Raw genomic sequence first — 14,895 nt, 5'->3', positions numbered from 1 at the left:
TTATTTATGATGATCTAATTTATGCGTGCATGCAGAGGAAGACACACCGAATTGTTTTTATTCAACAAAATCCAAAAGTGATTTCTATGATGTCCTACGTTATTGGGTAAAGTGACAGACTTGACTTGAGCAGAGGTATTTCCGTAAATATCTTTAGCCAGCACGAGAATATGCAGCGTATCGGCCTGGTAGGCACCATCCTGCTTATATTTAGTAGTTGGAAGCGTTGCTGACCAATTGGTTTTATCTTCTGTAATAACGACACGAATGCCATTGACATAAACTTTAAGCTGTGCGATATCGCTTTGATCTGTGACTGAACCTTCCAAAGCGAGAACATCATCCGTGATTGAAGCATTCAACTTAAGTTCAGGGGTTCCTGTTTCCTTGCGTTTAGAGGGTGGGAGAGAAGTTTGCGGGTTATAGGAAAAGGTTTCATCCTCAAGCGCTGGCGTGCGTGCTGCAATAGGACGGTTTTTGGTAGCCTGCTCATAGGAATAAGCGTAACGAAGCAGGTCGTTATCGCTGTATGCGGCACCTGCCATTGTCAGATTAACGGGCATTCCGGTATCCTTCATAGCGCCCATACTCACAGACACACTTGGGATCCCGTACTCGCGTAGAATAAAATTCGTATTGGAGAAATAGTTGCCATTCTCCCAAGCCTCCTCATAGGATGTTTCATTCACATCGGAGTCAGCTTTACCGATATTCGAATTTGCCGGAAATACAATAAAATCAAGGTTGTTTTGCTTCATCCAATTTTCAAAATCAATCTTTCGTACATTTTCAAGCCCACGTAGTCCTTCTTGAAACTGAGGAATTTGTTCGTAAGGGGTGACGCCTTTCTTTATGGTTTCAATAAATACGTCATAGTGGCCAAGGTCTCTGCCACGTTTGGCATCTACCGAACCGGGTGGATTCGGGAAGACGGTTGCAGGGTCTATATTAGCCCATGACGGGAAATTCGGATCGTCCACACTTTTAAGGAATTCCTCAGCTGCATAGGGATTAAGCAGCCCGAATTCCTTTTCAGCCCACTTTGCCGGCATTAAACCACGTTCTTCAGGTGTTTTCGCTGTTGCCCGGTCCTTCTCGCTGTTGGCCTGCAAGGGGAAGTCAACTTCCACAACCTCAGCTCCAAGAGCAGTTAAATCCTTTACAGCTTTTTCCCATAATGCCTGTATCGAAGGTCTGAATTTGATCGGAGTTGAGGTTTCATGGTCCTTACCGATATAGATTTTCGGAACGCCAATGCGTTTGCCTTGCAAAGCTTGAATATCTCGTAGTTCTAAATAGGATTTGGGACGGACACTGTTGACAGAAGGGAGCCGAACGGCTTTCTGTTCTCGCCAGAAATCACCCTTGGTGATCTTATCTTCTACAACGATCACGTCAAGCAAGCGGAGCATGTCCTCGATAGTCCTCGTATGTGGCACAACGACATCCCGTATAGGGAAGAGCGGCCAATTCCCCCGAATGGAGATTAGCCCTCGCGATGGCGTGTAGGCAATTAAACCATTGTTCGATGCTGGTGATCTTCCAGAGGATACCGTTTCTTCCCCCATGCCGAAGGCAGCGAGGTTGGCGGCTGTTGATACACCAGATCCGTTTGAGGAGCCGGAGTACCAGGCTGCAGCCAAATAATTTGGATTGTACGGACTTTCAGCACGGCCATAAACACCTCTTTGCATTCCCCCTGCTGCCATTGGCGGCATATTGGTTTTACCAATGAGCACCCCACCGGATTTACGTATCTTCTCTACTGTAAAGGCATCGTCCTTTGACATCAGGTTTTTGAAAGCTGGAGATCCAGAAGCGACAGTAAGTCCCTTAACCTTGTAACTGTCTTTAACCGTGTAGGGGATGCCTTGCAGAGGCCCGGTTTTAATACCTTGCGCCCTTAGTTGATCAGCCTGAGCAGCTTCTTTTAGTACGTCGGGGTTCAGAACAGGGATGGAATTCAGTCGAATGCCACTAGAATCATAGGCATATACCCGGTTAAGGTACAGGGCGGTGAGCTCGACACTTGACAGTGCTCCTGACTTCATCGCTTCCTGCATTTGAGCAATCGTAGCCTCTTGCAATTGAAATGTGACTAGAGAGGAGGCGGGGTCACTAGTTTTACTAGAGGATGAGGGTGAAGGAGCGGCGGATGCAAGCGGGCATCCCGTGAAAGTTAAAATCATACCAACTGCAATCCATTTGCAATAGTTGCTGACTACATTCCTTGTATTCGCTTTTAGCGTTCGTGCGTACATAGCATTTCACTCCTTAAAATTAGGTAGTATCAGGAATTTAAAAAGAGGGGGATGAGAAAGGCACTTTTATAGCATAAATGTTTCTAATTATACTACTTATTTTCATGCAGAATGTCAATTTTTGTAATTCGCAATACAAGGAAATTCGCTACTTTTAAGTGTGAAATCTAGTAATCCATGATTCAGATTGTTGCATCATCGCTGATTCAAGTTTTGAAATGAAAACGACACCGTTTTGGTGCCGTTTTTTTGCGGGAGGAGGCAATAGAGGCTTAATTCTTACGTTTTAATTTATGACTTGATTCCTTTTTAACAGCTCCCATAATTGATCAGCCACATCATTTGGCGATTGAGGCATGTTATTCAGAATCCACCATTGCTTCAGAAACAAGTAAGGTTGAACGTTTGGTATAGGAATAGGTTAAAAACCGATTGGACATAATTAAATGTGTTGGTGAAACGGTTCTGGAAGGAAATATATGCGTACATATCATGACATTTTAATTCCTGCACCAATGAATAAAGAAGTAATTTTAGTAGGTAACTTTGTGTCAATGTACAACAGAAGTCTACATTATCTATATGTACATATGTACAAAATACGGGTTTTGTGCAATAGTCTTTAAAAAACCGCGTTCGGCTTTAGCGATCCATGTTATTTACTGTCCAGTGACACAAAGCTTACCTCTTTTTTGAGACAAAGTTTGCCTCTTTTGAATTAATGACACAAAGTTTATCCTCTTTTATTGCAAGTTGTTAGCTAGAACTAGGTCGATATAGAGAAACTTGCGCTATTACATCTTGTAAGGGGCAAACTTTGTGTCATTTTCCCTGCAAGGGATAAACTTTGTGTCACAAAGTAATGAGTGAAAAATTATATTATTAGTAGTTTCAAGACCACCTTAAATTTGAATTATACATTACTTATCCATATTATTAACCGCATTTCGCATTTCATCATCTGTTAAATGTGTATAGATCATGGTTGTTTGTATTGAGGAATGTCCTAATTGGTTCTTCAATCTAGGCACATCATTGTTCTCTAAGTGGTAACGCGTTGCAAATGAATGTCTTAGAGAATGCACGGTTAATGCTGGTTTTCCAAAAGCTGAAGCATACTTTTCGATTAGTTTTTCAATGGATCGCTGAGTTAAACGTCGGCTTTTTCCTTTACGACCTATGGGAGCTGCAATAAACAAAAAGCTTTCGTTTTTTTCTGGGATATATCTGGATTCTCTAATCTGCAGATAATTTTCTAAATCTAGTAACGCTTGCTTGCTGAAATACACGTATTGTTCTTTATTTCCTTTTCGTATAACACGCACCAAAGCTTTATTCATATCCAAATCTTCAATGTTAATACCTGCTACCTCAGAGAGCCTAAGGCCAGAACCTAGAATGAGGGAAACAATGGCTGTATCTCGTTCACGGTTAAATTGATGGAAATTGTAAATACGTTTATTATCTTTATTGATTTCTCCGAAATCATGAGCTATAAACTGCCTAAATGACTCAAAATCGTCTTCTCTAAGAATTTTCCCATCAATACGATTGGCAATGGTTTCTTGGCTTTCTTTAACCGCGTTTAAATCCATTTTGGCCATAACATTGCGCTGGATATATGGCTTTAAGTCACTTGTCTCAGCTTTGTTCTGTAAGTAATCAAATAAGGATTTTAGTGAGGACAATTTTCGGTTGATGGTTAGCTTGGTATTGCTAAGTTGATACTCTAAAAAAGATAGGAAATTTTCCACTTCACGAATCGTTAGCTTCTCTAGAGTAGCTAAATTAATGTTTTTACGGCTATCTTCAGTAAAGTTTTCTGCAACTAACCAATCAAAAAATATAATATAGTCATGGCAATAGTTCAGAAGCGTTGTGGGAGAAAGTTTTCGTTTCCTGCTATCAATAAATTCCGTAACAAACCACGGAAGATCAGACAATTTTTCATCGATTCGATTCATGTAATGCATTTTCATTTGTTTATCCATATATGTATAACCTCCGTAAATTATTATACTCCAGTTATAAATATTCGTCAAAACAGTATTTTACGTAATTATATTACGAAAAATTGCTAATAATCTTCTCCTTGGTCCGGGATAAGAACTTGCATCAATAAAGCCAAAAAGTCGCACTATTTAGCGACTTTTAATGTGATCATGTTCTTGTACCTCGACACCAAGCCAGTAATGTTAGCCACTACAATCCCCTCCCATTCCGCTGCCAGAGGCGAAGACTCGGAACGAGAAGTCATCCTCTTCTTTATACAGGCTTTAATCAGGGTTTCAATTAATTCGAGCTCATTGTCCTCAATAACCATTTATTCACTATAGTTACAGGGTTACAGATGAATAATCTCTTAGATCGATTGGCGGCTTACCTCTAATAAAAACACTTATGGACACTGAGTATTGATTTGTAGTATCTCCCCCAATAATTTGCAAAATAGGTTCAGGACAATTCATCGACCTATTGGAAGATATAGAGATCATTTGTTTGGAATCAATGGTACTCATCTTGCTAGAGGAAAAGGATGAAAGTGCCACTTCCCCAGATAAAATGCCTTCTCAACTTTCCATAACAAATCGAGCCACTCTTTTTAAGCTTCAACACCTCTGTAAAATCGAATTCTTGTGTATTTGGAGTCTCTGGGTGCAGCGCTGCTCTTTACAATAACGGCTTTTTTCAATACAATAACGGCTTTTTTCAATGCATCATCATAATATCCAGCCAGAATGCCTCCCCCACTTGAACTGCACTGAGCCAATATAAACGCTAAGATTTCCTCACAGAACTCAACTTCAATCTTTGTATCTATGAACGAGCATTAAAACACCTCGCGATGCTTCAATATTACACCTGCTGGCATGCCATTTAATTGTTGTTGTTCATAGACAGCGAATATGTTGGGACCGAATGGATTGAGCCACCATGGTTCCATCTCTTTTATTGCTAATCCAGCCATAACCCAAATATCATCTGAACGAGCTGGGAACAAAGGATGATAACATCCGATTCCATCTCTAGGAAACATTATATCCTTATTTTCGTTTCGTTCTAACTCAATCCATAGTTTGATAAGATCATAAAAAGTTTTCCGAGGAAAAGGATGTTTGTTCGATAGGAAAATAAAAATCCTCTTTGCTTCAAACCCAAGGGATACAGAAACGAATCTTTTCGGTAGAGTCCAGTCGAAAGAGTACAGGTGATCAATAACTGCATCGCTACCAAAAATTAAAAATCCCTTATAAAACAAGGGATTTCTTAAGTTGATAATTTTATGTTATTCTACAGGGAATTTGTTTACTGAGGTTATAAGTAACTCAAAGTTCGCATAATTTTGTAATCTCGAATAAATTTATCTTTTTCATTTGTCCTTGCTTAATGATGCTTATGAAACAATCGTTTCTGTGAGCATCATATCCAAAAAGGAAAATTAACTTATATTTCAATCATTCCCAAGCATTATGGTGTATTAGATTATTTAGATTACGACGTCTCTCCCAATTCACTTGCTCTAGGATTGGTTTTGTAGGATAAAAATCCGTATAACCTAATGAAACCAAAGCAATAGGATCAATATGTGGTGGAATATTTAGTATTTCCCGTACGTCTGTTTTCTTGTAAAAACTCACCCATCCCATAGCTATTCCTTCTGCATAAGACGCCAACCACATATTTTGGATACAACAGGCGACGGATAGAATATCTGTTTCAGGAATAGAATTTCGCCCAATTACATGTCCCCCACCTCTAGTTGGATCACATGTAATACAGATCGTTATAGGTGCTTCCCTTATACCCTCTAATTTTAACGAGAGAAATCTTGTCTTTTTTTCATCTTCATAGTGTATGGACAAGGCCTGTATTTCTTTATGACATGCATACGCCAATCGTTCTTTAACTTCTTGAGAGTCAATTACAATAAAATCCCAAGGTTGCATAAAACCAACGGAAGGTGCATGATGACCAGCCATTAATATGTTGTTTAACTTATCTTTGGATATGGGTTTTCCATTAAATGATCGAATATCTCTCCTTTCAAAAATGGCTTTAAATATTCCTTTTCTTTCATTATCATTTAACAATTTAATTCCTCCCTTAAAACAAAAATCCCCAGAATGCGCCAGTACTCAGATTATTATGACAGGGTTTCAGGTTCAAGTTTACATTGAAGTTGGTATTTTATGATATAACTCTTATGCTTGAAATCAATATTATCTCTTGCAGTTCATTATCAATCCGTAGTCTAAACTGCCTGACCCTCAAAACAACGAACTACGATCACAAAATTATAAACTTTTCACAGACTGACTCAATTGAACAACCCCACATAAACTATCTGGGACTTCAAAGTCCGGCTTATCTAAAGATAAGGCTTTAACTTATCAATTGCGACTTGGAACAAATCATCCGGCAGCAGTTTATAGATATTGCCATCGATCACGTACATCTGCTTTGTCTTCCTGCGCTGACCAATAATTAAAATAGCCGAATAGTCGTTTTTCTTCCCGGCTTTGATAGCTGATCCAATGTACTTGGCAAGTTCCATTTCCTCAAACTCAGGCAACCTGTCCCAATACATGAGATTCTAAAATATGTATTCATCGCTTGCTGCACATCAAATAATAATAGTCCAAATACTCGCTCCATATAATCAGCGATTCTGCAAATACCTTGGCATTGTCAAGAACTCTTTCTATATAGGTCACAAAATCTGTTTGTAGTGCTTCTCCAAGTGCCACAGCTTTTGCTGCAATGACATTCATAAGTGGGCTCCCCTTGTATCCCTGGGATCAACACCATAAGAAACAAAATTATAAAAAAGTTATAGGAAACCATTATGATATCGCTTTGGGACTGCAAACCGGCAGCGGTAGGACTCTAGTTAGAAAGGTAACCCCAAGAAAGTGATTTTCGAAACGGTTACGATTTCGCTGGCATTGGTGGTATCTAGGTAATCCGCCCCCAATGCCAGAATTAGATCGTATTGTTCCTCACGCGACGCTTTGCCCTCTCAATGTACAGTCGGCGGTGGACAATAGCTCCACTTTTGTGAACACCACAAAATCGATGCCAACTTCATTAAGTGATCGTGCTACTTTATCCAAGATCCCTATTCGTTTCGTGAAGGAGTGTCCGGTAACCATTATTATATCAATCGTTCACTCTTTGATATGCCTGAATCCCAATCTTCAAGCGCTGCAATCCATCAGTTAGTCGTTTTTTAGGGCAGGCGTAGTTCAATCGAATGAAATCGTGTCCATTGCCGCCATAGATGGCGCCCTCCGAGACATACAGCCCCGTTTCTTTCCTTATGAATTTACACAGTTGACTTACATTAGGAGTTATGTTCCGGCAATCGATCCAAGCCAAATAAGTCGCTTCCGAATGGATAATTTGGAGCTGCGGCAGTTCACTAGCCAGATAATGTTCGAGATATTGCTTGTTCGCCATAAGATATTCCAATAAGGCTTGCAGCCAGGGTTCGCCTTCCGTAAAGGCAGAGATTGCTGCTTCAATCGCAAAAAAGTTAGGTTCGGCCACTTCATCGGTGTTAATGCCACGGTGTACAAGTTTACGAATCTTCGAATTCGGCACGATAATACTTGAAGTTTGAATTCCCGCAAGATTGAAAGTTTTCATCGGCGCCACACAGGTGATGCAATTTTGGGCGATCTCTTCCGATATTGAAGCGAAAGGAATGTATGGGTGGCCTGGGTGTGTTAAATCGCAGTGAATTTCATCGGAAAGGATAAGGACCTGATGCTTGACGCAGAGCGTGCCGAGTTTCTCAAGAATTTGTTTGTCCCACACTTTGCCTATGGGGTTATGCGGATTGCAGAAAATCATAAGCGTTGTGTCAGAATCCGCTAGCTTTTTCTCCACATCGTCAAATTCGATCGAATATTGATTGTCTTTGTAAACCAACTCGCTTACGAGAACTTCTCGTTGATTGTTCTTTATGGAGTTGTAGAAAATGTTATAGACAGGCGCAAGCACTAACACTTTATCACCGGCTTTGGTCATTTTGCGTACGATAGATGATATCGCCGGCACTACCCCCGTGCAAAACATAATCCATTCTTTTGGGATCTGATATTGATGTCTCTTTTCCCACCAATGGGCAATTGCATCATAATAAGTATCTGGTATCGAGGTATATCCATAAATACGATGGTCTAATCTCTTTTGCAGAGCATCGACTATAGCAGGCGAAGTCTCAAAGTCCATATCCGCCACCCACATCGGCAACTCTTCTGGTCCAACATCCCATTTATAAGAGTTAGTGGCCAAACGCTTCGTCATTTTATCAAAATTAAAGGACAAATCGATCACCTGCTTTATCCAGCTCATATCGGGTGTAGGTAGCGTTGATTTCTTCGTCATTGATGATGATTTCGCCGATATCCTTTGCTTTGATTTTCCCGGAGATTGGATTTTTCACGCTATCAATTGAGGTCTTGGTTTCCACATCAATGGTTGAATATTCGAATGCCAAGTCGGTATTCAGGATCGTTCCGTTCTCGATTACGAGACGGTCCATGTAGCACATTCCCTGATTGCTTTCGATAGTGCAGTTGATAAAGGTGATGTTTTTCGAATTCCATCCTAAATATTCTCCGATGATCAATGAATCATAGACGGTGACATTCTCGCAATTCCAGAAGGCGTCCTTTGAAATAATCTTCGCATTGCGAATCTCCATATCCTTAGCTCCGTCGAATGCGTAGTTCCCCGCTAATGTGAAATCGTCGATATTGATATTTGCACTATTCATTCCAAAGTAATCACCTTTTGCGGTCACATGATTCAAGTGAATATCTTCGCAATTCCATAAGGTTTCTTGCGCGTTGGGCAGATCGACATACGTCAGTCGGATTCCGCTCGAACGCCGAAATGTCTTTGGCGCCTCTATTACGCTGTCACTGATGACAATTTGGTGTGTATACCATATTCCCGATCGGGCCATTTCAAGGAAAGTGCTACGATCAACACGAATATTATTGCAATACCACAAGGGATACTTCCATTTAAAAATGCTATTATCGATAGTAATATCGTTGCTTTCCTTCAGGGGAGACTCGCCATCTGCAAAAATGGAATTAGTGACCATGAGGTTCTTTCTCTTGAAAAGTGCTCGTTCTCCGGTAAGCATTTGTTGATCGATCGTTTGCATAATACTGTCTCCAATCGCTCAGTGCTAGCTTCAAATATTCCATGACCCCATAATTCGCAGAATAGCAACAGCGGGTACCAGATTTATTAGAAGCTTCTATATAAACGGCGGCATTAACGGCTGCCGTTTATATGTGTTAATCCATTTACTATAGCTTAATATATTCTTCATCCAGTACGGGTTCTAACCAATCTGTTTGTCCTGGTGTAAGAGCTAAGTGAACAAACCAGCTTTCCTTCGTAGCCCCATGCCAATGTTTAACGTTCGCTGGAATGTTTACCACATCGCCTGTTTTGAGTAATTGAGCTGGCTTTCCTTCTTCTTGATACCACCCCTCACCGCCAGTAACTAACAACACTTGCCCAGCATGATGAGAGTGCCAGTTATTGCGGGCACCGGGAGCAAAGGTTACATTCCCAATTGCTGTATTGAGTGGTGCTGGATCGGTAACCACCATTTGTAAGTATGCGTCTCCGATAAAGTTTTTTTCGACTTTTTGTCCCAATGGGAAGAGTGTGCTATGGCTTAAGTGCTCGTTCTTCATTTTTTATCTCTACTTTCATATATTTTTAACGTTATCCAACTTGAGCTGTTGGTCGAATGATCATCTCATTAATGCCCACATCCGATGGTTGTTCGATGGCAAAGGCAATGGCACGTGCGATGCTGTCTGCATCTATTGCTATCTTGTAAAAATCATCCAAGCCCGCTTTCATTGCCGGATCGGTTGTCGTCTCCAGCAGTTCGCTGGTCACAGCCCCCGGCGAAATATTGGTCACACGAATATTTGTTCCACTCATCGCCTCTTCTTGACTCAAGCCTTCAGAGATTGCTCTTACGGCATGTTTGGTACCACAATAAACTGTCCCACCTGGGTAGATGTTGTGTCCGGCCACGGATGAAAGGTTAATAATATGACCTGATTTCCGTTCTCTCATAGATGGAAGGACTGCCCCGATTGCGTACAAAACCCCTTTGATATTGACATCGATCATTCGGTCCCATTCATCAATCTTTTTCAAAGCAAGAAAAGCCTGCGGCATGATTCCAGCATTATTAACTAAAACATCAATTTTTCCAAACTCGTTAAGCGCATATGCAGCAAGATCCTCCATTTGTTGGTGCGAACTTACATCCGTCACTTTATATATAGCTTGTCCGCCGCTTTGTTCAATTTCATCTTGTAATTTCTTTAACCGGTCTTCTCGGCGAGCGGCAAGAACCAATTTTGCACCTTTGGATGCCAGTTCTTTTGCAGCTGCTTCTCCAATACCGCTGGATGCCCCTGTAATAATAACTACCTGTTCTTGAATATTTGACATTTTAAATAAACACCCTTTCTTACTTTTAGGTATACTTTCATCTATAAAAAATCTATTTTTTCGCTTAATTTCTCCTGCTATTCTGGAATGATTTCATTCACACAACTCAAAGCATTTAATGTTCTCGGAAAACCCATATAAGGAAGGCAATGAGTGATGGCAGTGATCATCAAATCCTTGTCATTGCCTACATTCAGGTTGCCTTGCACATGTGCCTTGACTTGATTTTCACAACCGCCGAGACTACTCACGATACAGAGGGTCAGCAACTCCCGTGTTTTCAAATCAAGGCCTCCACGAGTATAGAAGTCACCAAAACAGAAGGCAGAAAGATAGTCCTGTATATGCTTTTGATTGTATGGGACATTCTTCCTGTTATTTTCAATGATATCGCCAAAGATTTCTACCTGCACTGCAAGGCCTTTGTCTAACCGATTCTCTTCTTCAACCTGCTTTTGACTTTCGAGAGGTAACTCGATATTTCTGGATTGGAAAACCTCATTAATCTCCGCGATGGCATTTAGCGTTTTAGGGAATCCTAAATAAGGCGCACATTGGTAAATCGCCTCTTTGATTTCTACCGGTGTCAGCCCAACGTTCAGAGCAGCATGAGCATGTGCCTTGAGCTGAGGTAACGTTTGGTTCGTTACAAGCACCACCAGAGTGATAAGCTCACGTTGTTTATCGTCCAACGTACCTTGATAAAAAACTTCCCCAAAAATAAAACGGCTCAGGATGTCCTGAAAATCAGGATCAGTAGCGTATGCCGCTGGCACTGCATTATGGAATAGCTGATTAAACGTTTCTTGGCTCTTTTCAATTCGATTCATAACTATGCCTCCTGCTTGTTTTTTTGCGGATGAGTAAGCCTGCCGAAAGAATGATGATAATTGCGACGCAGTAACCTCTAATTCCCATCTGTATGATGAAGCCGACAGGCTTAACATCACCATTCTTCTAGATATGTCCCACAATGGTATGTGGGATATACGGTTCTTCTAAAAATGCAATTTCTTCAGGTGTTAGCTTTATGGAAAACGCAGCTTCGGCATTTTCGAGATGAGAAATCGTCGTTGCACCAATTATTGGTGCGGTTACGGGTTCTTTATGCAAAAGCCAGGCAAGCGCAATTTGCACACGAGGAACACTGTGTTGCTCTGCCAGAGTACCCACACGCTCGATCACCCACCGGTCTGCTTCCATTGTTGAATCATATTTTGATTTTTGCGCTTGGTCGGTTTCGTAACGATACGTTGTCTCCGTCCAGTCCCGTGCTAATCTACCAGATGCAAGTGGGCTGTAAGGAGTCACTGCAATTTTCTCTTCTTTACAGAGCGGCAACATCTCTCGTTCTTCTTCGCGATAGAGGAGATTGTAATGGTTCTGCATGGAGACAAACTTGGTCCAGCCATGTTTCTCCGCTACGTGATTCGCCTTTAGAAACTGCCATGCATGCATGGCGGACGCACCGATATATCTTGCTTTCCCTGCCTTAACAACATCATGTAATGCTTCCATGGTCTCTTCAATGGGTGTATGGTAATCCCATCGGTGGATTATATAAAGATCAATATAATCTGTCCCAAGTCGATTGAGACTTTGATCCACTTCATGCATAATGTTCTTTCGGGACAATCCAAGCCCGTTTGGTCTCTCATGCATGGGGAAATATACTTTGGTAGCAAGCGCAATTTCATCGCGACGTGCATATTCTTTAAGTACTCGCCCAATAGTTTCTTCGCTTACTCCAATGGAATAAACATTCGCTGTATCGAAGAAGTTGATCCCTATTTCCAGAGCTTTTCTAATAATAAGGCGACTTCGCTTTTCATCGAGCACCCATGGGTGAATCCAATTCACAGGATCACCAAAGCCCATACAGCCAAGGCAAAGCCGAGACACGTCTAAACCGGTATTTCCAAACTTTACATATTCCATTTACGGATCGGTCCTTTCTTTTCATTAAGCAGGTGCCTTTAGGAGTTAAGATGGTATCTGCTTTGAATGGAATGATAGGATCTTTTAGCTGAAACTCAGATGTTTCCTCGTCAACAATACCTACAGCCTTGTCGCTGTCATAAGCTCTAACATGAAACCCGCCATTTCTTTTGAGGTATGTTGGAACTCTTCTTATGTTGTTTGACTATTTAGCAGCGAAATAGACTGTTTAACTTGTTATATTAATGCATCGGTTTTTCCCATGAACCTCTGATCTCAACCCCTGACTCTTTTGCAGCTGCTTCAAGATCACCGATTTCCTGTGCTGTCAGAGTGACCTCGGTAGCTTTAATAGCATCCTCTATATGTCCCAGTCTCGTAACGCCGATAATGGGTACAGTTCCTTTGGCAATGGACCAAGCAATTGCAATTTGTGCAGTAGACGCATTATACCTACTGCCGATTTCTCTCATTACGTGAATTAAACTCTCCAGCTTGACGAGCACTACTGAATTAAATGCTTCGCCTCTTCTAGTCCCGCTCGGAAAAGGATGTTGCGTACTGTATTTGTCGGTTAATGCACCCTGCTCCAATACCATATAAGAAAAGAAGACAATGCCGTTCTCCTTGCAGTAATCAATAATCCCTGCTGTTTCAGATGAACGATATAGCAGGCTATAGTGGTTTTGTACAGCTGAAATTTCCAGACCTTCTCCCCTCAAGATGCTGGCTGCCTTTTTAATTTCATCCAGATCATGATTGGAGACACCTACATATTTAACTTTTCCGCTTTTCATTAAAGGAATCAGTCTTGGTGTCCATCTCTTCACATCTGCGGGATTGTGTATCCAATAAATATCCGCATGGTCCACGCCAAGCCGCTTTAAACTCCCATCTAAAAGTTCCTCCACCGCATCGTCATGATCCCCTGCGATTTGTGGAGTGAATTTCGTCGAAATCAGTACATCTTTGCGGTTTTGGGTAAACCTCCCCAAAATCGATTCTGAGGCACCCATTCCACATATACAGCCGCTGTATCCCATAAATTAAATCCGGCAACCATCGCCGCTTCAAATACCGGCTCTAAGTCGGCTTCTGTAAGATAATTCCCGAACACAGCATCCCCGCCAGATTGGCCGGTGCCCCATGACCATGTGTCCAGAGCTATTGAAGGGATATCTTCATTTTGCAGTTTAACGCTTTTCATTGATTCATACCTTTCACAGATGATTAAAGCAACGCAAGTTCAGGGTTCAACGCATAAGCCACATAATCCTTGGCACTTTGCTCTAGCTCCTCATCTGACAGGTGTTGCATTACACCGTACAAGATATATGGTGTCAAATAGCGTGTTCCAATCAAGTTACTGGTTGCCTGAAGAGGTCGCAGCAGCTCGGAAACGGTGTATTTAAAATTACCGTCTGGTAAATAGTTTTCTTTAGCAGCGCCGGTAGAAACGGCAATCAGCAGCTCTTTTCCGTGCAGCTTGTCCCCTTTGCTTCCAAATGCCCAGCCATGAGTTAGGACTACATCCTCCCATTTTTTCAACAATGAAGGCGTACTGTACCAGTAGAAAGGGAATTGCAAAACGATGCGATCATGCTGCTCCAATAGCCTCTGCTCGGCAGCGACATCGATCTTCTCATTCGGGTATGCCTCATAAACACGATGAATTGTAACACCAACTTGCTTCTCCATTTCTTCCGTTAAGCGACGATTAACACGGGAAGCAGTTAAATCAGGGTGAAAAACAAGAACGAGTATTTTCATTTTAAATTTTCTCCATCCAAGAAATTTTTTTCTATCAATTATTTAAATGGATACCAAGTTCAAGAGCTAGTTTAATAATTGGGCAACTGTGTTCTTTATCTAGTACTCATTGATGGGAATCACGACCTGCTCACCAAAGCTCAAACAGCCATGACAAAGACGATGTACTTCTAATCCGGTATTACCAAGTTAACTATTTTACTCCTCATTTTTCAGTGGACTATTTACAGCTTTGTCCGCTAAAATCCGTCCTGCAACTCCTATATTATCTAGTTCATTTTCCCTTACGAAAACAAAGAATGCTTGTTCAGGTATATTCATGATAGTTGAAGCTGATGTGGTAAGGTCTTTAACTAACTTTCTTTTTTGCTCTTTAGTTAATTTAGCTGCTTCAATTGTAATTACAGGCATAATTTATTCT

16 protein-coding genes and 2 pseudogenes are annotated in these 14,895 nt (G+C 41.2%); all 18 read right to left on the bottom strand.

Annotation, left to right across the window (positions count from 1 at the left end):
- Window positions 1-14: 14 nt before the first annotated feature.
- Window positions 15-2,261: an amidase gene (locus MKY35_RS12935; protein WP_342443914.1), complete on the bottom strand. Its 2,247-nt coding sequence runs from the start codon at window positions 2,259-2,261 to the stop codon at window positions 15-17.
- Window positions 2,262-3,181: 920 nt separating this feature from the next.
- Window positions 3,182-4,252 carry a tyrosine recombinase XerS gene (gene xerS / locus MKY35_RS12930; RefSeq protein ID WP_061828359.1) on the bottom strand — a complete coding sequence of 357 codons (1,071 nt, stop codon included), beginning with the start codon at window positions 4,250-4,252 and terminating at the stop codon, window positions 3,182-3,184.
- 146 nt (window positions 4,253-4,398) lie between these two features.
- Window positions 4,399-4,584, bottom strand: coding sequence for a hypothetical protein (locus MKY35_RS12925; RefSeq protein ID WP_061828360.1), 186 nt, complete (start codon window positions 4,582-4,584; stop codon window positions 4,399-4,401).
- Between the two features lie 507 nt (window positions 4,585-5,091).
- Complete coding sequence (locus MKY35_RS12920) at window positions 5,092-5,520, bottom strand: hypothetical protein (protein ID WP_061828361.1); 429 nt, start codon at window positions 5,518-5,520, stop codon at window positions 5,092-5,094.
- Window positions 5,521-5,716: 196 nt separating this feature from the next.
- Window positions 5,717-6,352 carry a 5,6-dimethylbenzimidazole synthase gene (gene bluB, locus MKY35_RS12915; protein ID WP_061828362.1) on the bottom strand — a complete coding sequence of 212 codons (636 nt, stop codon included), beginning with the start codon at window positions 6,350-6,352 and terminating at the stop codon, window positions 5,717-5,719.
- A 278-nt stretch (window positions 6,353-6,630) separates the two neighbouring features.
- Window positions 6,631-6,849 carry a hypothetical protein gene (locus MKY35_RS12910; RefSeq protein WP_061828363.1) on the bottom strand — a complete coding sequence of 73 codons (219 nt, stop codon included), beginning with the start codon at window positions 6,847-6,849 and terminating at the stop codon, window positions 6,631-6,633.
- A gap of 70 nt (window positions 6,850-6,919) precedes the next feature.
- A pseudogene (locus MKY35_RS12905) lies at window positions 6,920-7,054 on the bottom strand (serine hydroxymethyltransferase); the annotation flags it as partial.
- Window positions 7,055-7,421: 367 nt separating this feature from the next.
- Window positions 7,422-8,621, bottom strand: a complete 1,200-nt coding sequence (locus MKY35_RS12900; protein ID WP_342443913.1) for a MalY/PatB family protein — start codon at window positions 8,619-8,621, stop codon at window positions 7,422-7,424.
- Window positions 8,584-9,444 (bottom strand): DUF3737 family protein, encoded by an 861-nt coding sequence (locus tag MKY35_RS12895; protein WP_342443912.1) that lies wholly within the window; start codon window positions 9,442-9,444, stop codon window positions 8,584-8,586. Before MKY35_RS12895 ends, MKY35_RS12900 begins: the two co-directional genes overlap by 38 nt.
- Before the next feature lie 148 nt (window positions 9,445-9,592).
- Complete coding sequence (locus tag MKY35_RS12890; RefSeq protein ID WP_342443911.1) at window positions 9,593-9,988, bottom strand: cupin domain-containing protein; 396 nt, start codon at window positions 9,986-9,988, stop codon at window positions 9,593-9,595.
- A gap of 31 nt (window positions 9,989-10,019) precedes the next feature.
- A complete protein-coding gene (locus MKY35_RS12885; protein ID WP_342443910.1) occupies window positions 10,020-10,766 on the bottom strand; it encodes an SDR family oxidoreductase in 747 nt (248 codons plus the stop codon).
- Between the two features lie 77 nt (window positions 10,767-10,843).
- The gene (locus MKY35_RS12880; RefSeq protein ID WP_061828368.1) at window positions 10,844-11,596 is read right to left on the bottom strand and encodes a carboxymuconolactone decarboxylase family protein; all 753 of its coding nucleotides are present in this window, start codon (window positions 11,594-11,596) and stop codon (window positions 10,844-10,846) included.
- Window positions 11,597-11,723: 127 nt separating this feature from the next.
- On the bottom strand, window positions 11,724-12,704 hold the full coding sequence (locus MKY35_RS12875) for an aldo/keto reductase (protein ID WP_061828369.1): 981 nt from the start codon (window positions 12,702-12,704) through the stop codon (window positions 11,724-11,726).
- A gap of 242 nt (window positions 12,705-12,946) precedes the next feature.
- Window positions 12,947-13,699, bottom strand: a complete 753-nt coding sequence (locus tag MKY35_RS12870; protein WP_342443909.1) for an aldo/keto reductase — start codon at window positions 13,697-13,699, stop codon at window positions 12,947-12,949.
- Window positions 13,663-13,911, bottom strand: a complete 249-nt coding sequence (locus MKY35_RS12865) for a hypothetical protein (RefSeq protein WP_342443908.1) — start codon at window positions 13,909-13,911, stop codon at window positions 13,663-13,665. The genes MKY35_RS12870 and MKY35_RS12865 overlap by 37 nt, the downstream gene beginning before the upstream one ends.
- Before the next feature lie 23 nt (window positions 13,912-13,934).
- Window positions 13,935-14,474 carry an NAD(P)H-dependent oxidoreductase gene (locus MKY35_RS12860; RefSeq protein WP_342443907.1) on the bottom strand — a complete coding sequence of 180 codons (540 nt, stop codon included), beginning with the start codon at window positions 14,472-14,474 and terminating at the stop codon, window positions 13,935-13,937.
- Window positions 14,475-14,520: 46 nt separating this feature from the next.
- Window positions 14,521-14,618 (bottom strand): annotated as a pseudogene (locus MKY35_RS12855) (aldo/keto reductase); the annotation flags it as partial.
- 54 nt (window positions 14,619-14,672) lie between these two features.
- Window positions 14,673-14,885: a 4-oxalocrotonate tautomerase DmpI gene (gene dmpI / locus MKY35_RS12850; protein ID WP_061828371.1), complete on the bottom strand. Its 213-nt coding sequence runs from the start codon at window positions 14,883-14,885 to the stop codon at window positions 14,673-14,675.
- Window positions 14,886-14,895 lie beyond the last annotated feature (10 nt).

The sequence above is a fragment of the Paenibacillus sp. FSL L8-0638 genome (assembly GCF_038593075.1).
GTDB lineage: Bacteria > Bacillota > Bacilli > Paenibacillales > Paenibacillaceae > Paenibacillus > Paenibacillus polymyxa_D.
Note: the sequence above shows the minus strand (reverse complement) of the source record. Positions and strands in the feature narration are given on the sequence as shown.

Bases quoted from the DNA above. Each gene is read 5' to 3' on its own strand.
- MKY35_RS12935 (WP_342443914.1), bottom strand. From the start codon at position 2,261: ATGTACGCACGAACGCTAAAAGCGAATACAAGGAATGTAGTCAGCAAC.
- xerS (WP_061828359.1), bottom strand. From the start codon at position 4,252: ATGGATAAACAAATGAAAATGCATTACATGAATCGAATCGATGAAAAA.
- MKY35_RS12925 (WP_061828360.1), bottom strand. From the start codon at position 4,584: ATGGTTATTGAGGACAATGAGCTCGAATTAATTGAAACCCTGATTAAA.
- MKY35_RS12910 (WP_061828363.1), bottom strand. From the start codon at position 6,849: ATGTATTGGGACAGGTTGCCTGAGTTTGAGGAAATGGAACTTGCCAAG.
- MKY35_RS12900 (WP_342443913.1), bottom strand. From the start codon at position 8,621: ATGAGCTGGATAAAGCAGGTGATCGATTTGTCCTTTAATTTTGATAAA.
- MKY35_RS12895 (WP_342443912.1), bottom strand. From the start codon at position 9,444: ATGCAAACGATCGATCAACAAATGCTTACCGGAGAACGAGCACTTTTC.
- MKY35_RS12890 (WP_342443911.1), bottom strand. From the start codon at position 9,988: ATGAAGAACGAGCACTTAAGCCATAGCACACTCTTCCCATTGGGACAA.
- MKY35_RS12885 (WP_342443910.1), bottom strand. From the start codon at position 10,766: ATGTCAAATATTCAAGAACAGGTAGTTATTATTACAGGGGCATCCAGC.
- MKY35_RS12880 (WP_061828368.1), bottom strand. From the start codon at position 11,596: ATGAATCGAATTGAAAAGAGCCAAGAAACGTTTAATCAGCTATTCCAT.
- MKY35_RS12875 (WP_061828369.1), bottom strand. From the start codon at position 12,704: ATGGAATATGTAAAGTTTGGAAATACCGGTTTAGACGTGTCTCGGCTT.
- MKY35_RS12865 (WP_342443908.1), bottom strand. From the start codon at position 13,911: ATGAAAAGCGTTAAACTGCAAAATGAAGATATCCCTTCAATAGCTCTG.
- MKY35_RS12860 (WP_342443907.1), bottom strand. From the start codon at position 14,474: ATGAAAATACTCGTTCTTGTTTTTCACCCTGATTTAACTGCTTCCCGT.
- dmpI (WP_061828371.1), bottom strand. From the start codon at position 14,885: ATGCCTGTAATTACAATTGAAGCAGCTAAATTAACTAAAGAGCAAAAA.